The sequence below is a fragment of the Nocardia elegans NBRC 108235 genome (assembly GCF_001612845.1).
Lineage (GTDB): Bacteria > Actinomycetota > Actinomycetes > Mycobacteriales > Mycobacteriaceae > Nocardia > Nocardia nova.
Map to the genome: position 1 here is coordinate 1 of NZ_BDBF01000036.1, position 19,011 is coordinate 19,011.

At 68.9% G+C, this 19,011-nt stretch carries 17 protein-coding genes and 1 pseudogene; 5 read left to right on the forward strand and 13 right to left on the reverse strand.

Annotation, left to right across the window (positions count from 1 at the left end; genetic code table 11):
* Window positions 1-671, forward strand: a pseudogene (locus NE2_RS36415) (polysaccharide biosynthesis protein); the annotation flags it as partial.
* Window positions 672-689: 18 nt separating this feature from the next.
* On the opposite strand, the gene NE2_RS23875 reads toward NE2_RS36415, so the two are convergent.
* Window positions 690-1,163: a MarR family winged helix-turn-helix transcriptional regulator gene (locus NE2_RS23875; protein WP_233429865.1), complete on the reverse strand. Its 474-nt coding sequence runs from the start codon at window positions 1,161-1,163 to the stop codon at window positions 690-692.
* A 95-nt stretch (window positions 1,164-1,258) separates the two neighbouring features.
* Here NE2_RS23875 and NE2_RS23880 point away from each other — a divergent pair, with 95 nt between their 5' ends.
* Window positions 1,259-1,699, forward strand: coding sequence for an SgcJ/EcaC family oxidoreductase (locus NE2_RS23880; protein WP_063029620.1), 441 nt, complete (start codon window positions 1,259-1,261; stop codon window positions 1,697-1,699).
* 63 nt (window positions 1,700-1,762) lie between these two features.
* On the opposite strand, the gene pgfA is transcribed toward NE2_RS23880, so the two are convergent.
* The gene (gene pgfA / locus NE2_RS23885; protein ID WP_063029622.1) at window positions 1,763-2,902 is read right to left on the reverse strand and encodes a cell envelope lipid trafficking protein PgfA; all 1,140 of its coding nucleotides are present in this window, start codon (window positions 2,900-2,902) and stop codon (window positions 1,763-1,765) included.
* Between the two features lie 233 nt (window positions 2,903-3,135).
* Between pgfA and NE2_RS23890 the strand changes: the two genes are divergently transcribed.
* Window positions 3,136-4,335 (forward strand): acyltransferase family protein, encoded by a 1,200-nt coding sequence (locus NE2_RS23890; RefSeq protein ID WP_084494291.1) that lies wholly within the window; start codon window positions 3,136-3,138, stop codon window positions 4,333-4,335.
* On the opposite strand, the gene NE2_RS23895 is transcribed toward NE2_RS23890, so the two are convergent.
* The 4 genes from NE2_RS23895 to NE2_RS23905 all read right to left on the reverse strand — a co-directional run bounded on the left by NE2_RS23895 (window position 4,316) and on the right by NE2_RS23905 (window position 10,942).
* Window positions 4,316-8,968 (reverse strand): alpha-(1->3)-arabinofuranosyltransferase domain-containing protein, encoded by a 4,653-nt coding sequence (locus NE2_RS23895; RefSeq protein WP_174553975.1) that lies wholly within the window; start codon window positions 8,966-8,968, stop codon window positions 4,316-4,318. The genes NE2_RS23890 and NE2_RS23895 overlap by 20 nt on opposite strands.
* Window positions 8,949-9,116 (reverse strand): DUF2613 domain-containing protein, encoded by a 168-nt coding sequence (locus tag NE2_RS35180; protein WP_081879341.1) that lies wholly within the window; start codon window positions 9,114-9,116, stop codon window positions 8,949-8,951. The genes NE2_RS23895 and NE2_RS35180 overlap by 20 nt, the downstream gene beginning before the upstream one ends.
* A 128-nt stretch (window positions 9,117-9,244) precedes the next feature.
* On the reverse strand, window positions 9,245-10,345 hold the full coding sequence (locus NE2_RS23900) for an isochorismate synthase (protein ID WP_063029624.1): 1,101 nt from the start codon (window positions 10,343-10,345) through the stop codon (window positions 9,245-9,247).
* 93 nt (window positions 10,346-10,438) lie between these two features.
* Entirely contained in the window at window positions 10,439-10,942 is a 504-nt protein-coding gene (locus NE2_RS23905) for a universal stress protein (protein WP_030514240.1), read from the reverse strand.
* Between the two features lie 340 nt (window positions 10,943-11,282).
* Here NE2_RS23905 and NE2_RS23910 point away from each other — a divergent pair, with 340 nt between their 5' ends.
* Window positions 11,283-11,732: a VOC family protein gene (locus NE2_RS23910; protein ID WP_146100745.1), complete on the forward strand. Its 450-nt coding sequence runs from the start codon at window positions 11,283-11,285 to the stop codon at window positions 11,730-11,732.
* A 43-nt stretch (window positions 11,733-11,775) separates the two neighbouring features.
* Here NE2_RS23910 and NE2_RS23915 read toward each other — a convergent pair whose 3' ends face one another.
* From NE2_RS23915 to NE2_RS23945, 7 genes are all read right to left on the reverse strand, one after another.
* The gene (locus NE2_RS23915) at window positions 11,776-12,783 is read right to left on the reverse strand and encodes a Rieske (2Fe-2S) protein (RefSeq protein WP_063029625.1); all 1,008 of its coding nucleotides are present in this window, start codon (window positions 12,781-12,783) and stop codon (window positions 11,776-11,778) included.
* Window positions 12,780-14,378: an FAD-dependent oxidoreductase gene (locus NE2_RS23920; RefSeq protein ID WP_063029627.1), complete on the reverse strand. Its 1,599-nt coding sequence runs from the start codon at window positions 14,376-14,378 to the stop codon at window positions 12,780-12,782. The genes NE2_RS23915 and NE2_RS23920 overlap by 4 nt, the downstream gene beginning before the upstream one ends.
* Window positions 14,375-14,707, reverse strand: coding sequence for a lycopene cyclase domain-containing protein (locus NE2_RS23925; protein ID WP_030514244.1), 333 nt, complete (start codon window positions 14,705-14,707; stop codon window positions 14,375-14,377). Before NE2_RS23925 ends, NE2_RS23920 begins: the two co-directional genes overlap by 4 nt.
* Complete coding sequence (locus NE2_RS23930) at window positions 14,704-15,048, reverse strand: lycopene cyclase domain-containing protein (RefSeq protein ID WP_063029629.1); 345 nt, start codon at window positions 15,046-15,048, stop codon at window positions 14,704-14,706. The genes NE2_RS23925 and NE2_RS23930 overlap by 4 nt, the downstream gene beginning before the upstream one ends.
* Before the next feature lie 8 nt (window positions 15,049-15,056).
* Window positions 15,057-16,010 (reverse strand): phytoene/squalene synthase family protein, encoded by a 954-nt coding sequence (locus NE2_RS23935; protein WP_063029631.1) that lies wholly within the window; start codon window positions 16,008-16,010, stop codon window positions 15,057-15,059.
* Window positions 16,007-17,287, reverse strand: coding sequence for a glycosyltransferase (locus NE2_RS23940; protein WP_063029633.1), 1,281 nt, complete (start codon window positions 17,285-17,287; stop codon window positions 16,007-16,009). Before NE2_RS23940 ends, NE2_RS23935 begins: the two co-directional genes overlap by 4 nt.
* A gap of 203 nt (window positions 17,288-17,490) precedes the next feature.
* Window positions 17,491-17,838: a DoxX family protein gene (locus NE2_RS23945; protein ID WP_063011430.1), complete on the reverse strand. Its 348-nt coding sequence runs from the start codon at window positions 17,836-17,838 to the stop codon at window positions 17,491-17,493.
* Window positions 17,839-17,967: 129 nt separating this feature from the next.
* Between NE2_RS23945 and NE2_RS23950 the strand changes: the two genes are divergently transcribed.
* The gene (locus NE2_RS23950) at window positions 17,968-18,969 is read left to right on the forward strand and encodes a sigma-70 family RNA polymerase sigma factor (protein ID WP_063029635.1); all 1,002 of its coding nucleotides are present in this window, start codon (window positions 17,968-17,970) and stop codon (window positions 18,967-18,969) included.
* Window positions 18,970-19,011 lie beyond the last annotated feature (42 nt).

Sequence of the window (19,011 nt, forward strand, 5' to 3'; positions counted from 1 at the left end):
GAACCGGTGCGCGGGTCGGGGCGGTGCGGGCCGCCGGCGTGGGCGCGGTCCTGCGTGCCGCACAGGTCCAAGCCGCGTTGATGGCGCTCGCGTCCGCGGATCTGATCGTCGCCCGCATCGTGCTCGACGAGGCGGACGCCAGCCGCTACGCCCTCGGTGCGATCGCCACCAAGATCGCTTTCTGGCTGCCGCAGGCCGTCGGCGTCGTGCTGTATCCGCGGATGGCGCAACCGCAGCATTCCGTCCGCGCGCTGCGTTCCGCGCTCGGCGTGCTGGGGGCGGTCGGCCTGGTCGCCGTGGCGGGTGCGGCCGTGCTGGCGCCGCTGGCCCCGTTGTTCGCCGGCCGTGACTACGCGCCGATCCAGGATCTGCTGTGGCTGTTCGCGCTCGCGGGCGCGCTGTTGGCGGTGCTGCAGGGAGCCCTGCTGTCGGCCATCGCTGCCGACCGCACGGCACCGGCCGTCGTGATCTGGATCGGATTGGCGGTCGAAGTGGGCGTCGCGGTGCCGTTCGTGCGCAGCCTGCCCGTGTTGATCGCGCTGGCTACCGGAGTCGCCGCGACGGTCACGGCGCTGGTGGTCGCCGTCGTCATCCGAACCGTACGCCTCGACCCGCGCGCTGGCACCGACGTTGCTGTGGGAGAACGGCTTTCGCCGTTGTCGGCCGAGTGACATCGGGGTCGGCGCGGCCTATACGTCCGATTCCGTGACGTCCTCGGCGGTGATGTCCTCGGCCGCGCGCTGGTACGCCTCGGCCGCGCGCGCGAAATAGTCGAACAGCAATTCCCGCTGTTCGGGGGTGTAGCCGCGCACGATCTCGCCGATTCGGCGGCGCGCGGGGGCCAGGGCGCTGTCCAGTCCGGCGGGCCGGTCCACCGGTTCGACGATGACCTTGCGCCGGTCGGCCGGATCCGGCGCCCGGCGCACGTAACCACCCTGTTCCAGGCGATCGATCAGGCGGGTGGTGGGTCCGGTGGTGAGCCCGGTGCGGGCGCCGAGTTCGCCGGGCGTCATCGCGCCGCTCAATTCCAGGATGTTCAGCGCGTAGAGGTCGGTGGCCCCGAGCCCGACCGCTTTCGCCCCCGCTTGGGCATGCAGCACCACCGAACTCAGATAGCGCCGAAAGACTCGGCTGGGATCGCTGTCGCGGCTTGCTGTTGACACCGGGCGCACCTCTCTCATAGTCTCTTCCTCAACGAAGAGACTTCTTCAAAGAAGAAAAATCTTCTAAGCAGAGAATATCACGAGAGGGATCGCTCATGACCGCCACCGACACCACTGCCATCCGCGCCCTCATCGAGCGCAGCCGGGACGCGTGGAATAGCGGTGACGGCGCCGCCTACGGCGCGTGCTTCACCGCCGACGCCACCGACGTCACCTACCTGGGCACCGTCTACCACGGCGGGCCCGAGATCGGCAGCGCGCATCAGGCGCTGTTCGACAGCTTCCTGAAGGGCACCCGGCTCACCGTCGACATCGTCGAAATCCGCCGCTACGGCAGCGATACCGCCGTGGTCGTCACTCGCGGCGAATCGGCCAAGGGGCAGGCGAAGAAACTCGGCAAACTCGCCACCTACACGGTGGTCCGCGAATCCGACGGCCGGTGGCGGATCGCGGCGGTGCAGAAGACCCAGCGCAAAACTCTGATGGAGGCCCTGACATTCCGCCTGCAGCCCGCCGCTCGGCCGGCCGCACGGTAGCGCCCGGATACGACAGTGGCTCCCCGGTCCGACAACCGGGGAGCCACTGTGCGAGTGGAAGACCTAGCGGTTCTTACTGATGTCGATCTGCTGCGTCGGAGCCTCCGAGAACGCCTGCCCCGGCTTGTCGCTCGGCGGGGTGGTCTGCGGCTTCTTGACCAGACGGCCCGGCTTCGAGGTGCCGTCGCCGCCGCGAAGGCCCAGGATCAGGCCGGCGATCAGCGAGATCGCGCCCAGCACACCGAAGACGATCGGCAGCGTGCGGCCGTAGAGCGACAGCTGATCCATATACTTGCGGGCCTCGTCGGACTGCGAGCGGATGGTGTCGGGATCGAAGGTCAGCGTGGTGTTGATCGCGGTAACCTCGGGCTTGTCCGCACTGCGCGCGTAGTACTGGTGCAGCTGCTCGGAGCCGCTGATGACAGTGCCGGTCTGCGGCTCCACCCACACGTCACGGGTGTTGGTGTAGTAGCGGTTCATCGTGATGTCACCCTCGCCCGGGACGCCCCACTTGGTGGCCGGGAAGGTGAGCCGGTTGGTCGGCGAGGATGTGACCTTCGACAGATCGGTGGCCGGCACCTGCTGGCGGAAGTGGTAGACCTTCAGATCGTTGATCTCGGTCTCCTCCACGAACTTCATATCGAACGACTTGCGGGCGTTGATGTCGAAGTACGGGTACGTCGTCTTCTCGGTTCCCAGTGGGAAGCGGTACTGGAGGCCGGTGTGCTGCACCGGATCCGCGACGCTGTTGCCCTTGCTGTCGACGGTGGTGGCGATCGAGCCGTTGGGGTCGTCGTCGATCGGCTGGCCGGTCTTGCGGTTGATGGTGACGCGGTCGATGATCGCCGACAGCAGGCCGGTGTCGCCCGTCTTGTCCTTGCGGCGCAGCGTCTGACCGGCCTGGATGGTCATGTTGGTCTTGCCGGACGGTTCCTCGACGGTGAGGAAGCGCTGCGAGATGAGCCCGACGTTCTTATCGACCACCGCCGGGCCCTCGCCCGTGAGGAGCGATTTCGAATCCAGCACCTCGCTCGGGGCGTCGGGCTTGTTGGATGCGATGGTGGTGATCTCGAGGTCGAGGGGAGTTTTGGCCAATTGGCTCACCCCATATGTCGGGACCAGTATCGCTGCGACGATCAACAGCGCACCGAGTCCCACGAGCAGGCAGGCCACCGTCCTCTTGGTACCGGCACTGAGTGCCATGCAAACTCTCCTCGTCGTCGAACAAGCCTCGTCCGGGTGCGCTCATAACCGGGTGCGGTCATAACACAAGCACTCGTGAGCCCCGACACTAACAGTCCGGCACCTTAACCCGGCGAGCTGAGTGCGGAAAACACTCCGAAAAGTACGAGCGTCCGGCGAGTCGAGGCTCGAGTCTGCGGGCGCGGGGAGCCGCACGAGGCGCCGGCGAACCCGGCAGGGCACACTGGATCGCGATGACCGCAACGCCAGAAATCGCCACATCCAGCACCGACGTGCCGGTTGCCGCGGCGTCGCGTCCCGCTCCGCCGGTTCCCGGAACCCGGAGATTCGTTCCCGCGCTGGAGGGGCTGCGCGGACTGGCCGCCCTCGGCGTGGTGTTGACGCACGTGGCCTTCCAGACCGGCGCCACCGCGACGCCGGTGATCGGGCGGGTGTGGGAACGGTTCGACATGGCCGTCGCCGTATTCTTCGGTCTCTCTGGTTTCCTGCTGTGGCGCCCGCACGCCGCAGCGGCCCGCGGCCTGGGCACCGCCCCTCGGGCCGGGCGCTATCTGCTGCACCGGGCCGCTCGCATCCTGCCCGCCTACTGGGTCGTGGTCTGCGTGGCGCTCACACTGCTGCCGTCGGCGGCGCATTCGGCCGGACTGCGGGTATGGGGGGCGAATCTGATCCTGGTGCAGGTGTTCGTTCCGCTGACCCTGACCGACGGTCTCACCCAGATGTGGAGTCTGTCGGTGGAGGTGGCGTTCTATCTGATGCTGCCGCTGCTGGCCTGGGCGCTGGTCCGGTTGCGCGGCTCGGCGGCACGGCAGCGGGTGTTCGCGGTGAGCGCGATGGGATTGCTGTGCCTGGGCTGGAATTTCCTGCCGGTGCCGACCCCGGACGCCATCCACGCCGACAATTGGCTGCCCGGATATCTGCCGTGGTTCGCGGCCGGCATGGTGCTGGCCGAACTGGCCGAGGTCCTGGCCGCGCGGTCCCGCAGCGGGGACGTGACGCCGCGCTGGCAACGCCCGCTCGGTGACCGCCGGCTGATGTGGTCGGCCGCCGCGGTCGCGTTCGCGCTGTCGGCGACCGATCTGGCCGGTCCCGCCGGACTGGCCCGCGCCGCTGCGTGGCAGTACGCGATGAAAATGGGTCTAGGGGCCTTGATCTGTTTCGGCCTGCTCGCCCCGCTCGTGGTCGGTGTCGCGCGGCACCGCTTTCTGGAGAGCCGCCTGGCGCTGACGATCGGACGCTGGTCCTACGGCATCTTCATCTGGCATCTGGTGGTGCTGGCGATGATGTTCCCGATCTTCGGATTCATCCCGTTCAACGGCGGGTTCCTGCATGTGCTGGCATTGACGGTCGCCTTCACGATGCCGCTGGCCGCCGCGAGTTACGCGCTGGTCGAAGAACCGGTGCGGCAGTGGGTCAAACGTCGGTTCGGTTAGTGGAACGCGCCCGCCGGATCGGTGCGCGCGCGGGCAGTGCGGCGACGCCCACGGCGACCACCGCCACCAGCGCCGGGAACTGCGCCCACAGCGAGCCACCCATATAGGTCTCGGCCGAACGCCACGGCCCGGTCGAGAGCGCGGCTTCACCCAGAATCGTTCCGGCCCCGGCGAGGACCGCGAGAACGAGCGGCGCCTTCGGCAGCACCCGCACCGCAACCAAACCGGCGGCGGCGCAGAGTGTTCCGATCGGACCGGAAATGAGCAACGCGGCGATCGACACACCGGCCGCACCCAGCCACCAACTGTTCCAGGTCCGAGGTGGTGGGTCGTAGGTCGTCGCGGGTTCGCCGTCCGCCGGGGCGGGCGACTCGGCGGCCGACAGGGCGGGGGCGCCGGGCGTTCTGCCCTCTGCGGGGAGCGGCGTAGCCTCGTCGGCCGGCAGTGCGGCCGCGCGGCGCCCATCGCCGTTGTGCCACAACCGTTTACGCAGTCGTCTCGGAACCGGCAGGGCCAGCAGCGCCAGCGGGATCAGCAACAGCAATCCGCCGAAGATGGCCAGGCGATACCAGCGGTCGATCGAGAATCCCACGGTTACCGGGCCGTGCCCATCGGCGGGAATCACCCACCCCTGCTTCCACCCGTCGACCACGACGGGCCGCAACGCGTGGCCGTCCCCGGTGTGCGCGGTCCAGCCGACATTGGTACTGAGCGGCAAGACCAGCAGGCGATCGCCGACCGGCGCATTGATGCCGGCCGGGCGACCCGCATCTTCGGGCGACCCCGGAGCGAGGGATTCGGGCGAGGCGGAGCCGTCGGCCGCGAAAGCCGTGTTGTCCAAGCGCAGTTCGTCGACGGAGAACAGTTCCGTCGGGGCGACCGTGACGTCGACGGAACCGGCGGGGAGGTCGACCGTCCCCGGGGCGCCGCCGTCGCCGGGCGCGCACACGGTGGCGGACACCGGCTTTCCCGTGAGCAACGCATCGGCCGTCGCCGTCACGCTGGTGTGCAATACCCGCCCGGCGACCGCGATGGTCGGGCCGTGGTCGCAGTCGACGGTCACCGGCCGATCGCCGGGGGCGGCCGCGGGGTAGTCCGGTCCGAGTACGGACACCTCCGCCAGGCCCGGCGGTTGCTCCTGGGTGAGCCCGAGGGCGGTCCGGTCCAGCACCGGCTTCCAGGTATCGATGCTGAGCTCGATGTGGTCGGTGACGTACGGATGCAACTCCAGCCGCACCGGAGTCGGCGGCGCCGACATCGGCGCGGGGGTGTCGGTGGACTTCGGCTCCGGGGCGGGCGCGTTGCGCGGCGGTGTGGCGGTCGGCGAGGTTCGGCCCGGTGAGTCGGCCGTCGCCTCCGGATCGCGTCCCTTCGGTGCGGGCGGAACCTCGCGAACCTGCGGCCCGTCCCCGAGATTGACCGCGATCGAGGTCGGTCGCGCGGGCAGCGCGCCCATCGGCGGGGTGACCTCGAGGCCGGTCACCAGTTCCGGTCGCGGCAGCTGAATCGTCAGTGTCGGTTTGGCGCCGGTGCGATTGCGCACGGTGTCCTCGGGCGCGATCCAGCTCGTGCGCGGATCGCCGTCGGTCGCCGCGAAGGCCGAACCGCGCAGATCGCCCACGTCGGCCTTGCCGCGGGCGATGGGCCGCTCCGGATCGGTCAGCAGGCCTTCCAGCGCGGGGCCCTGTCGCGTGCGCAGGGTCAGTCGCGGTGCGACCGTCATCGGGTCCGGGACACCGAGAGTGCGTTCGAAGGCGCCCGGCTCCTCGGCGGGCAGCGCGAGGCCCTTGCTGCACCGCACCCGATCCGGCGCATCGAAACATCCGCTGCGGCCAGGGAATTCCTGTCCCAGATTCCAGCCGTGCACCGGTGTTCCGGCCGGAACGGGCGGTAGCACCGTGTGGTGGCGAATCGTCACGGGCGTCGGTGCGTCACGGTTCGAATAGTCGAACAGCTGAACTTCGCTGATGCCGAATTGCCCACCGCCGGTGCCGTTCTCGGTGCGGGTCGCGGTGATGGTGAGCCAGTCGGTACGGCCCGGCTGCAACGAAACCGACACCGGCGCACCGGGTTCCGATATTCGTGCGGCCACCGTCCCGTTAGCGGTGCGCACCTCGATCCACTTCACCGGGTCGCCGATCGCGGCGGGGCTCGTGGTGACCTGCAGGGCACCGGCTTCGATGGGATGGTCGAGGTCGAGTCGCAGCCATTGCCCGACAGCGTGTTCGGCGCTTGTGCTCAACCACGCGGTGCTCGGATCCCCGTCGAAGGCGGCGGCGGTCGAACTGCCGGGCGCCGCTCCGCCGAGCTGCGTGGCATCGGCCGCGGAACTGGACGCCGTGACGGTCGCGCCGGACCACTGTCCCTGCACCGGCTGCGCGCCGGGCACCGGGTAGTCGGGTACCAGATTGTGGGTGCGGCGGGCGTCGGTGGGCGCGCGCAGCGCCGAATTGTGGTTGTCCACCCGTCCGAAATCGGCCTCCCGATCCATCGGCGTATCGGTGATCGTGGTCGCGACCGGAGTCAGTCCGGCGCGTGCGGCATCGGCGGCCAGCAGCGCGGGACCGTTCGCGTCGGAGTCGTTGCGACGCAGCCGTTCCAGCACTTCCGGCCCGCCCTGCACCACCGGAACCGAAGGCAGCGGCACCGTCCGTGCCCCCGGGAAACTCGCCGGAGCGCCGGGACCACTGCGAATCTCGGCAGGGTCACCGCGGTCGCCGGCGCTCACCCGGTAGATCTCGATCGCCGGATACGTCGGGCGCAGATCACCGTCGGCGACCAGACCGTCACCGTGGCCCACCTCGATCTGGTTGCCGAATTCGGCGACCTTGGTGATGCCGGGCGAACCCTCGATCGCCGCGTGCGCCAGCATCGGCCGGGTGGAGCGGGAGGTATCGGGATCGAGATCGTTGCGCAGCACCAGAATTCCGATGCCTTGATCGATCAGTGTCGGTGCGAGCCCGGTCGAGGGCCGGCCGTCGGCGATCAGCCGCTGCACCGAATCCATCGCCCGGATCGCGCCCGGCGGCGTGAGCGGCACGGCATCACGCACCGCCCACGGCGTGCGAGCCAGAGCCTGCAGCGGTTCGTCGCGGGTCAGGCCCCAGATCTGACTGCCGAACGGTGCTCCGGGCACCACCAGCGCCCGGGTGTCCGGAGCATTGCGCGCCAACCAGTCCGCGGTCTGCTGCCAGTACGCCGGCACCTTGTCGTAGGCGCCGCGCGGGGCGAGTTTGCCGGTCCATGCCAACGAGGTCGACAACGCCAGCGCCGCCAGCAGCAGCGCCGCCACCGCGACCATGCGGTTGCGTTCGGGATGCGCGAAGGCGCTGCGCCACACCGGCATCGGCACCGAGGCGGGCAGCGGCACCCGCCGCAGCAGATGGGCGAGCCCGATCACCAGCGGGATCCGGATCAGTGGTTCCAGCTTGTGCACATTGCGCAGCGGGGCGCCGCCGGAATCCAGGAAGATCCGCACCGATTCGGCGAACGGGCCACCCAGCTGTCCGGCGTATCCGGCGCAGATGCCGACCAGGCCGGCGATCAGGACGAGCGTGAACCGACCGCGCGCCGGCATGGAACGCAGCGCCAGCCCGGCCATTCCGGCCGCCGCGAGCACGCCGGTCGCCAGCACCGCCGCGGGCTGGGTGACCAGCACCGCACCCGCGATCCGCTCCGGTGAGACGTACGGCGTCCAGCTGTCGGTGCCGCGCAACACCTCACCCAGCGACGCCCACTGGGTCGTCACGCCGGAGGATTCGATGTAGTCCAGGAACGGCGGACTCACCTTGCCCAGCACCAGCAGCGGCACCACCCACCACAAGGTGCCCAGGATCAGCAGCGGAATCCAGGCCCGGGTGAACCGCCACCAGGTCCGATTCGGGCGATACGACGCCCACCACAGTGCCGCGGGCAGGAAGGCGGCCACGGTCGCGACCGCGTTGACCGACCCCATCAGCGCCAACGCGAGGGCGCTCGCCGCCGGTGAGGTCGCACCCCGCATCGAGACCGATTCGGCGGTCGGCCGGTGCGGTAGCAGTCGCCGCCACCCGGACCGGGCGGCATGAATGCGCGGCATCCCGACCACACCCAGGGCCGCCGGTGCGAGCAGCACCCAGGGAGCCAGCATCATCGGCAGGGTTTCCGAGGAGATGGATCCGAGCGTGGTCAACACCCGCGGCGACAGCGCGAACGCGACCGCCGCGATCACCCGGGAACCGCGGGTGCCGATGCCCAGGACCTCGCACAGCCGGACGATGCCCCAGAAGCCGGCGAGGATCAGCAGCGCCCACCAGATCCGCTGCGTCACCCACGCCGGAAGGCCCAGCACATGGCCCAGCGAGAAGAAGGCGCCGTGCGGGAAGAAATATCCGTAGGCCTGGTTCTGCACCTGGCCCATCGGCGCCTGACTGCTCCACAGGTGGGCGGCACGCTGCAGGAATCCGACCGGATTCTGGGCGAGGTCGTATTTGGTGTCGGCGACGGTGTTACCGGGCGCCTGCAGATAGGTCAGCAGGAAGGCGACGAGAACGGTACCGGCGAACCAACGCCGGCCCAGTGGTGCGGTGGCCGAGGAGCGAGAGTCGACGGCGGGGGCAGCGGTCGGCGCAGCGTCAGCGAGCGCCGTACTCAACGTTGTTCAGTAGCGACGACGAGGCGTCTCCATGACTTATCTCGGGCCGCGAATTCTGCGCCGTCGCCGTCACGACGATGAACACCGCGATCACACCGAGCAGCGCTCCGGCGACGGCGCTCGCAACCCCCGGGACGGCAAACTTCATCGCGTACTCCCAACATCGACACAGGCGTCTTGCGAGCCAACCTACAACATGGACGCGCCCCGAGAGACAAGCAGCACGGCAACCCGCCGGGCGAACGGCTCCCGAGCGGCTTTTTCGAGCAGGTGCGATCAGCTCGGCTGGTCCGGTACCGGGCAGGCCAGCCCGTTCAACAGAGTGCGCAGTTTCGCGGTCGTCTCGTCGAGTTCGGTGCGCGGGTCGGAGGCCGCCACGATGCCGCCGCCACCGTAGGCCTGCACGGTGCGTCCGTCCGCGGACACGTCGGCGCACCGGATCGCGACCACCCATTCGCCGTCGCCGCGCGCATCGCACCAGCCGACCGCGCCGCCGTAGAAACCGCGCGGCTCCTCGTACTCGGTGATGGTCCGCAGGGCGAGGTCGGTGGGGGTGCCACAGACCGCGGGCGTGGGATGCAGCAGCAGGGCCAGATCGAGCGCGGTGGTGGCGGGATCGCGCAGGCGTCCGGTGATGGGTGTGGCCAGATGCCAGACCTCGGCGGTGTTGATCAGCTCGGGGCCGTCGGGAATCGCGAGTTCGGCGCACACGGGGGTGAGTCGTTCCCGGATCCACTCGATGACGAAGGCGTGTTCGTCGCGATTCTTGGTACTGGACAACAACTCCCGCGACCGTTCGGCATCGACCGTGGGATCGGCGTGCCGAGGCAGCGTTCCGGCCAGCGGACGCAGCGTGACGGTGTCACCGTGCCGGGCGACCAGCACCTCCGGTGTGGCGCCGACCAGGTGCGCGCCGGTCCGGCCGGCGGGCGTCAGATCGACGGCGAAGACGTTGGCCTGAGGATGGCGTACCAGCAGGTGCGCGGCGACCACCTCGGGCTCGAGCGGCTGGTCCGCCTCGGCGATCAACGAGCGCGCGGCGACGACCTTGCGGAGCGGCTGCGCCGGATCCGACAGCTGCTCCACCAGTTTCGTCACCCGGGCCACATGCTCTGCCGGACTGGGAATTTCCGCGACGACCCGGACCGCGGGCAGGGGCGGAACGGCGGCCGGACGCCACGGGCCAGCGCTGTGCTGGGCCTGCTGCGGCTCACACAGCGCGGCCGCATCGCCCGGGTCGAACGGGATCGCGCCGACGATCAGTTCCGCCGCACCGTCGCGCAGGGCCGTCGCTGCCCGCCGCGCATCGTCGAATGCGCGCCGGATGCCGGTCGTACGGACCACGCCCCCCGGTTGTGCGAGCAGAAAGCCGTCCATAGTTTCCCGACGATAGTCGTGTGCGGAAGCGGCGGCGGCCGGGTAGCGACGCAGATCTCATGTGGGCAGACTCATGTGAACGGGGCGGCACCCTCACAGCTGACCGGCGAGATCGCTGACCGGTATCGGTTCCTTTCCCGGCGGCACCAGCAGAATCGGCCGATGGCAGTGTTTCAGCACCGCCTCCGCCACGCTCGAATGCAGCAGTGCGCGGATGCCGGTGGAACCGCGCGTACCGGCGACGATGATGTCCACATTCAGCTCGTCTGCCACGTCGACGATCGCGTTCCAGATGGTCGAGGTGCATTCGGCGGTACGGGGCTCCGCATTCAATCCCGCCAATTTGGCCAGCCGTACGCCCTCGGCATTGATCTGTTTCGCGTCGACGTAGGCGATATCCTCGATCTCCTCGTCCGGCAGCCATTCCGGCTGCATCACACCGGAAAGTCCGGACAGCCGCGCGGCCTGGCGCACCATCGGCTCCCATGCGGTGAGCACGACCGCCTTGGGCGCGGACAAAAATCGCCCCGCATATTCCACGGCCCGCTTCGCATTCTCGGATCCGTCGTACGCGATGAGCATCAAGTCGCAAGTCATGCCGACCTCCCGGACATCCGTCCCGTGCGCATGCGGGTTGTTCCGAGACTACCCGCGGCCCCGAGAGTACTCGGGCGATGAGCGTAAATGCGGGATGTCGATCGGTATTCGCCGATTCGATTCGAAACCGTTCCGTTCCGTCACCGGATTCGGTCCGGACCGAATGCGACCATTCGGTCCGAACCGGCCGGACTGTGTCCTGAACCTCACTCGTGGCTGACAATTCGCGCGTGATTCACCGAATCACGTGTAACTGCTGTGATTTCCGGTATTCACTGGAACAACCGACGAACGGAGCCGGGGCACGGCGCCGGGAGATGGACAGTGAGTGAGGTGCATCGTGCGATTGAAAGAGATTGCTACGCCACAGGATTGGGCGGACACCTACCGGGAGCTGTTCGGATTACCCTATGTGCGCGTCACCTCGCCGGGATATGTGGTGTTACCTCTCGGCGACTCCGTCGCCGCCGTGAATACGCCGGAACCGCTCGGTGCGCTGGTACTCGGTGAATTGACCGTGCGCGGGATTCCGGGGCCGGTGCTCGTGCGTGAACACCCGCCGCGTCGAACGTTTATCGCGGTATTCGACGGATATCCCGATGTGGACCGGACACTGCGATTGGAACGCCACGGCGTCGATATCGGATCCCATCGCAGCAATGTCATTCTGCCCACCGGATTCGGGCGCCACACACATGAGGGCCGGTGGTGGGCGCGCGCGCCCCAGCGCGACGAATCGCTGCCGCTGCTGTCGGAGGTCGTGGCAGCGGTGGAGCGCATCGCGGCGTAGCACGACGACCGGGCCGGCGTGCGGCGGCGCCGCAATCGCGAGGCTATCGGCGGGTGCGCAACTCGTAGCGGCGCTCGGCATAGGCCAGGTCGTCGCGCCAGAGGCGGGCCGCCGCGTGGTTGATCAGCGGGCGCAGCACCGGGACAGCGCGGTGCGCGTGCCGGAAACCGGGGCGAGGCGAGTGTGCGATGACCGCTTCGATCACCGCGGTGCGAGGCCGGCCGTCGGGGCCCGGACCGAGCGGGGTGGCGTGGGTTTCCACCACGCTGCCCGCGCCTTCGCCGCCGACGATGCGCATGACGATCGTGCGCGGGTCGGGACAGGTGAATTCCGCTTCGACCGGAACGCCGAGACCGCGGGTGACGCGGAAGGTGACGGTGAGCAGGAAGCGATGATCGTCCTCGCCGAGGTGCTCGCGCTGGGGTGTCCGAGTGACATCCAGGCGGGTGAAGGAGTACGGGTGGAGCCATCCGCCGTGCCACGGATCGAGCCGGTTGGCGATGATGTCGCGCGGCTCGCAGATGCCCGTCGACCGATTGACCGCGTGCACCGTGGTGTCGTCGGGCCGGGCGCCGACGACCGGCGCCTCGGTCGGTGTGTGCCCACCCACGGTGTCCAGGCGTACCCAGGCGAGTACCCCGTCGTCGTGGCAGGGGAACGGTGACCACCGCGGCCCGCCGTCGGCGCCGATCCGCAGGCCGTGCCAGCGGCAGATCAAGGTGCCGTTCTCGACGCGGCCGGTCGCGAGCGACGCACCGAGGTGCGGGCATGCGCCGGGGCCGACCAGCAAGCTGCCGTCGCGGTCTCGCCAGGCGACGATCTCGACACCGCCGACGGTCGTGCCGAACGGCCGCCCCGCCCGGATCGCGCGACTCGCCGCGAACACGTACCAGTTTCCGCTGGGCAATCGCTGGGACCAGTCCAGTGTCGCGTCGATCAGGGCGGGATCGGCGTCGCGGTAGGTGGGCCGCTGTCGCGACCACTCTTCGGCGGCGAAACGTCGCAGTGGAAGGTTCTTCACCCGGCCGGTGAGCTGAAGCCGATGGTTCACGACGAATTCCTTTCCCGGAGCGCGAGGGTGCGCAGGACGGCCGAGCGGCCACGGTTGGGCACCGTCTGTAGTGAATGACCGGCTGTCTGCCAGTGTTGTGCCAACGCCGACGCCGCGAGCCAACCGGTTGTCGCGGCGCGTTCCATCAGGGCCACCGGAAGATCCACCCGTATGCCGTCACCTGCCAGCATCAACCGCGGGTGCGGGGTGGTGACCTCCGGCCGGTTGGCGAAATCGCCCGGCGCGAAACGGGGGCAGTCCCGGCGCCACAGCGTGCGTTCCGCCACGACCCGCGCCTGCCGGGATTCGGGGTAGATCTCGTGCAGTCGCGCGCACAGCCGGTCTCGCACCGCCTCCCGCACCGATGTGCCGGGTAGTTCGGGCGCGGCCGCGTAGGCGTGCAGTTCCACGACGCTGCCGCCTCGTTGCCGGGCCCATCGGGCAGCGGCGCTCTCGTAGCGATCGACGACACTGATGTTGTCGATCGGGCTGAGGTTGCCGGTGGCCAGGAAGCTGGGCCGGTCGCGGCGCAACGGCCGGTCCAGCCAGAGCCGATGGACGACGAAGGCCGGGGCGAGCGCCAATGCGGCGACTCGCTCGCGCCATTCGGCAGTCCCCAATTCCGGTGACGCGGCGACGATGTCGCGCAGACCGGCCACGTCGGCGGCGAGTACGACGGCATCGGCGGACAGACTGGACCCGGTGTCGGCGTGCAGCCGGAAACCGGGGCCGTCGGTGTCGATCCGGGTGATTCTGACGCCGGTGTGGAAATCGACACGGCCGGGGCGTCCGGTGACGTCCGGCGCGGTGAGATGGTCCCGCAGCGGATTCCACAGGCCCACATCGAAATTGTCCCGAATCGTGTCGAAGACCAAACCCTCGCTAGAGCCCAGGAAGTAGATGTGGAACATCGTCGCCAGTTCGGCTGCCGACATCTGCTGGGGAGCGGCGAAGAAGCTGCGAGAAAAGACGTCGAAGGCCAGATGCCGCGCGGCAACCGGGAAATTGATGCGCTGCAGGAAGGTATCGGCGTCCACGTCGTCGAGTTGCCGATAGATCCGCGGTACCGACACGGCGGCCAACGGTGCCGCCGCGGTGGGGTCCATCCGGATCAGGTCGCGCAGCCGGAAGGTGGGACTGCGCAACGCGAACGCCACCGCGTTCCAGGGAGGAGTGCGGGGCAGATGACGGAAACCGTCCCGGCGGCCCTGCGCGTCGATCAGCGGATAGTCGTCGACACGTTGCCACCTGGTCAGCCCAGGATCGCTGCGCGACAACAACTTTCGCAAATTGTAGTACTGCGGAAAGAAGGCGTGGAAACCCCGGTTCATGGCGAGCGCGGTGCCGTCGGGCAGCGTCTCGGTCCATCCGCCGACGCGTCCGCCGAGATATTGCTCGCGTTCGATCACATCGACTCGAAATCCCCGTTCGGCCAGGCCCGTGGCCGCGGCCAGACCCGCGATGCCCGCGCCCACCACCGCCACTCGTGGTCGCGGCTGCCCGCCCGCGCCGACATCCATTCGTCCCGGCGCGGCCGGGAGCCGGACCCGCCGCGGATCCCGCCCCAGCCCGTCGTGAGCCGACCGGCTTCTCATGACGGCGATCCCTCCTGCCGTTGCCGCGCCCGCTCCCAGCAGAGCAATACCGCTGTGACCAGGGCGAATCCGAAGAAGAAGTCCTCCACCGGGATATCCCAGGGAAACCGGATCCCGAGTATGTGGTCCGGGTTGTACAGCACGATCGGCGCGCTGAGCTTCGTCAACCACCCGTCGACCGGTATCTGGAAGCCGAGCACGATGACCATCGATATCCAGTAGGCGGGACGCCGCAGCAATCCGGTGCGCAGCACGGTCCATTCGGCGACCCACACCGCGGGCACCGCCGCGACAGCGGGCACGGTGTACGCGAGTATTCCGACGCTCATCGTCTGCCTCGCAGTGCCGGGCGCCGCCCTCGTTCGCTGCCGAGCAGCGCTTCGACGGCGACGAAGGTGAAGAGCCCGCAGATCGGAACAACCAGGAAGAACAGCACTTCCTCCAGCGGTATCGAGCCCGGCAGGGTGATGCCGATCAGGTAACGGCTGTCGAAACTCCATACGCCACCGGCGATCGCGAGCAGATCCCAGGTCAGGAAGAGCAGAGCGGGCGGTATCAGCGCGGCCGCCAGTAATCGTGGCCGGCGATACACGCCGCGGCCGAAGCATTCCAATGGCGCGGTCAGCGCCAGACAGGCCGTGAGGAGGAACAGGTAATGCCAATGCGCCATGCCGACTCCTACCGTCGTTCGTTGATCCTGTGTCCGCGTTCCGGCCGGCGGCGGGCCCACTGCGCGTGCGCCAGACCGGTGGCACCGACATACGCCCGGCGAAGCTTGCCGACGGTGGCGCGCTGCCCGAAGACTTCGAACCCGCAGCGTTCGATGCGATCCAGAATCTCCGAATAGAGCTGTAGAGCCGTCGCCACGCACGGGCGGGAACGGGATGCCAGGAGTTCGATCCCGTCCCGAGCGTAGGCATATATTTCCCGGGTGCGGGCATGTTGCTCGGCCAGCGCGTCACGCACCCGAGAATCGCTGCGCCGTTGTTTCCGGCACCACATCAGCAGATCGCGGTCGACGCCGTGCGCCGCCAGTTCGTCCGCGGGCAGGTAGATCCGGCCGCGCGCCAGATCCTCGTCGATATCGCGCAGAAAGTTGGTGAGCTGGAAGGCCTTTCCCAAGGCGGCGGCATATGGCTCGGCTGCCGTCGCGGGGCCGACGGTGCCCAGTATCGGCAGCAGTTGCAGGCCGATCACCTCGGCCGACCCGTAGACATAGCGGTCGAGCGCCTTGCGGTCCGGGTAGTCGGTGACGGTCAGATCGAGGCGCATGGATGCCAGGAATGCCTGGAACAGTTCGGCGCGGATGTGATGCCGTTCGGCGGTATCCAATACCGCGGCCAGCACCGGATCGGCATCGCCGTCACCGGCCTCGAGTTGCGCTGCCAACTGTGTCAAACGCGCCTCGCGGCGGTGAACGGTCCAGGCCGGATCGAATTCGTCGAGTACGTCGTCGACGCGGCGGGCGAATCCGTACAGCGCGTGCACGGCGGGGCGCTGATCGGGCGCGAGCAATCTGGTTGCCAGGAAGAACGTCTTGCCGTGGCGAGCGTTGAGAGATCGGCAATACCGGTACGAGTCACGCAGTCGCGGATCGGTGATGCCGGCCGCCTCGAGTTCGGTGCGGGTCACAACGCCTCCCCTCGGGGCCGCACACCCGTGGTCGTGTCCGCGAGTACGGACTCGATGGTGTCGAAGGGCTTGTGCTGTGCGATTTCCCTCGCCAATCGACGCGCCGCCACGCGATAGCCGGTGTCGCCGAAAACGCGGTCCACCGCCGCCGCGACCGCGGCCGGTGCGGGTGCGGCGCCACCGAGATCGATGCCCGCGCCGGTATAGGCCACGCGCGCGGCGACTTCCGGCTTGTCCGCGGTGTCACCCGCGACGATCACCGGGATGCCGTGGCGCAACGCATGGTGCACCCCGCCGTAACCACCGTTGGTGATCACGAGGTCGACATGAGGCAGCAACTCTGCGTACGGAACGAAATCACGCACGTGAATATGCGCGGGCAGCGGGCCCAAACTCGCGTCCTTCCCGCCGGTGCTGACCACGACGACCAGATCCGGGCGCCGCGCCAGCGCTGCCAGCGCGGGCCGGAGCAGCTGATCGGGATCGCCGTTGTCCCAGGTGCCCTGGGTGACGTGTACGACCCGGCGGTGGTCACCGACGGACTTCCAGTCGGGGGACGCCTCGAACCCGTCCGCCGACGCCGGAATCGGTCCGGTGAACACCACCGTGGATGGAAGATCGCGCCGAGGATATTCGAAACCGGGCACGGTGAATTGCAGTATCCGGTCGGCCAGGATCGGCCAATCGAGCAGGAAGACCGGGGCCGGCGGCATCCCGAGTTCGGCAAGAATCGCATTCAACCTCGCCTGCGATGTGCGGAACAGTACGTGGTGCACGAAATGATTCATCCGCGTGTAGTCGCGCCCGGCCCGTGGCTGCCATCCCACACCGAACGGCGGGCAATCGGCGCTGGAGAGCGTGAGCGGTCCGACTCCGCACACCAGCACCGGCGGTCGGGGAGCATCGGACACGAGCAGGGGTATCGCACCGCTGAACATCGAATCCACCAGCACGGCGTCGAAATGCCCGCGGGCCAGCTCGGAGGACAGCGCTGCGTACTGGGCCGTGAGGGGCGCGAGAAAGATCGAACGCAGTTCCGCCCGGCCGACCCGCAGACGCCGCCCGAGCCCGCGGCCCGCTTTCGAAGCCACGGGACGAACATCGGCCGCGCCCGGTAATTCCGCCGCCGGCACGCCGTGTTCGATCGCGAGTTCGCGAAATCGAGCTCCGGTGAGCAATCGGACTCGGTGCCCGCGCCGCCGAAGTTCGCCCGCGACGGTGGCCAGCGGCAGAACATGACCGGGTATGGGACTCGCGGCCAGCAAATATCGTGCCATTCCACGGTTCCTCGCTGATCGTGGCCGGATCGCCTCGGCGGTGTCCGCCCAGGATGTCGATCCGGCCTACTCTGCGCCGCGCTGACACTGCACGCGGCAGCAACCGTCACGTCGAGCTCAGTGAAGAAGCGTTCGGGCACCACATCGGTCGGCGACGTGTTGCCCGTACGACACGAGATTTTACGGTAGAACGCCCGCCCGGTTCAGGCGATCGGGAACAGGCAGGCGACGGCGAGTGCCAGGACCAGGCACGGCATCGGATACGGCAGATGCGCGTACCAGCGCGCCCGCACGATGGTGATCACCGCGCCGACGAAATACAGCACGAGGCCGACGGCCGCGGCGATGCCGATCGCCGGGATCGCCAGGCCGACCAGCAACCCGAGCGCACCCGCGGCCTTGATCGCCGCCAACGGCATCAACGCCCAGTCCGGTACCCCGTAGCTGCGCATATTTCCGCGCACCCAGTCCGGGTTGACGATGTCGACGACGGTCGCCCCGAAGACGACCACGGCGGCGACGATCGTGACGGTCACGTATGCGGTGTGCATGACACCCTCCTGCTCGTTCGGCGCCCTGATCTGCGATGGTGATGGTGTGGGCCGAGCCCACTGCGCGGGCGAACAGGGCGAATCCGTCCCACATCGAGTTCGACGTGCGGCGACCGAGAAAGGTGACCGGTGCGCGATCGGGACGAGCTGGCGCGGCGCTTCGAACGACACCGCGACCTGCTGCGCGATATCGCCTACCGCATGCTGGGCTCGCTGCACGAGGCCGAGGACGCGGTGCAGGAAGCCTGGCTGCGCCTCGATCGGGCCGCGAGCGCGACCGAGACGACGCGCGGTGAGCGAGGTGTTGCGGACGGGTCTGCGGTGGACGGGCGTGCGGCGGACGGGCTCGGGATCGACAATCTCGCGGCGTGGCTCACCACCGTCGTCTCGCGAATCTGTCTGGACCAGTTGCGTTCCCGGACCGCCCGGCGGGAAGAGTTCGTCGACCCCGTGGACCGATCCGCCGCGCTCGACTCCGCCGGCACCGACGCCGGCTCTCGGTCCGGCGCCTTCACCGAACCCGAACCCGAAGCGCTACTGGCCGATTCGGTCGGCCGCGCGATGCTGGTGGTGTTGCATGCGCTGAGCCCGGACGAGCGCGTCGCCTTCGTACTGCACGATATGTTCGCCGTCCCGTTCGGCGATATCGCCCCGATCGTGGGTCGGACCACGGCGACGACGAAGAAGCTGGCCAGTCGCGCCCGGCAGCGGGTGCGGGGCGACAGCTCGACGCCCCCGGCCGAGCTCGACCGTCATCGTGAGGTGGTCACCGCATTTCTGTCGGCGGCACGGGCCGGCGACCTCGGTGCCCTGATCGCGGTCCTCGCGCCCGATGTCGTGCGCACCGCGGACCCGGCGGTCCTGCCGCCCGGCATCGCGTCGGTCGTGCGCGGCGCCGCCGCCGTGGCCGAGGAAACCGTCTTGCTGCGCAACCGTTCGCAGGTCGCGGGTGTGGCGCTGATCGACGGCGCGGTCGGTGTCGTCGTCGCCCCGGCCGGGCGTCTCGCCGCGGTCCTGCTCGTCACCGTGCGCGGCGACCGGGTCACCGCCTACGACGTCGTCGCCGATCCCGAGCGACTCGCCGCGCTGACTGTCACCGTGGTGCCCGGGACAGCGCCGCTTCGGCCGTAGCCGAACCGGCGCTGTCCCGGTTGTCGAATTCCTATGTCACCG

What these genes read in the sequence shown, in the direction of transcription:
- NE2_RS23880 (WP_063029620.1), top strand. Translation starts at nt 1,259, where the DNA reads ATGACCGCCACCGACACCACTGCCATCCGCGCCCTCATCGAGCGCAGC.
- pgfA (WP_063029622.1), bottom strand. Translation starts at nt 2,902, where the DNA reads ATGGCACTCAGTGCCGGTACCAAGAGGACGGTGGCCTGCCTGCTCGTG.
- NE2_RS23890 (WP_084494291.1), top strand. Translation starts at nt 3,136, where the DNA reads ATGACCGCAACGCCAGAAATCGCCACATCCAGCACCGACGTGCCGGTT.
- NE2_RS35180 (WP_081879341.1), bottom strand. Translation starts at nt 9,116, where the DNA reads ATGAAGTTTGCCGTCCCGGGGGTTGCGAGCGCCGTCGCCGGAGCGCTG.
- NE2_RS23900 (WP_063029624.1), bottom strand. Translation starts at nt 10,345, where the DNA reads ATGGACGGCTTTCTGCTCGCACAACCGGGGGGCGTGGTCCGTACGACC.
- NE2_RS23905 (WP_030514240.1), bottom strand. Translation starts at nt 10,942, where the DNA reads ATGACTTGCGACTTGATGCTCATCGCGTACGACGGATCCGAGAATGCG.
- NE2_RS23920 (WP_063029627.1), bottom strand. Translation starts at nt 14,378, where the DNA reads ATGAGAAGCCGGTCGGCTCACGACGGGCTGGGGCGGGATCCGCGGCGG.
- NE2_RS23925 (WP_030514244.1), bottom strand. Translation starts at nt 14,707, where the DNA reads ATGAGCGTCGGAATACTCGCGTACACCGTGCCCGCTGTCGCGGCGGTG.
- NE2_RS23930 (WP_063029629.1), bottom strand. Translation starts at nt 15,048, where the DNA reads ATGGCGCATTGGCATTACCTGTTCCTCCTCACGGCCTGTCTGGCGCTG.
- NE2_RS23940 (WP_063029633.1), bottom strand. Translation starts at nt 17,287, where the DNA reads ATGGCACGATATTTGCTGGCCGCGAGTCCCATACCCGGTCATGTTCTG.
- NE2_RS23945 (WP_063011430.1), bottom strand. Translation starts at nt 17,838, where the DNA reads ATGCACACCGCATACGTGACCGTCACGATCGTCGCCGCCGTGGTCGTC.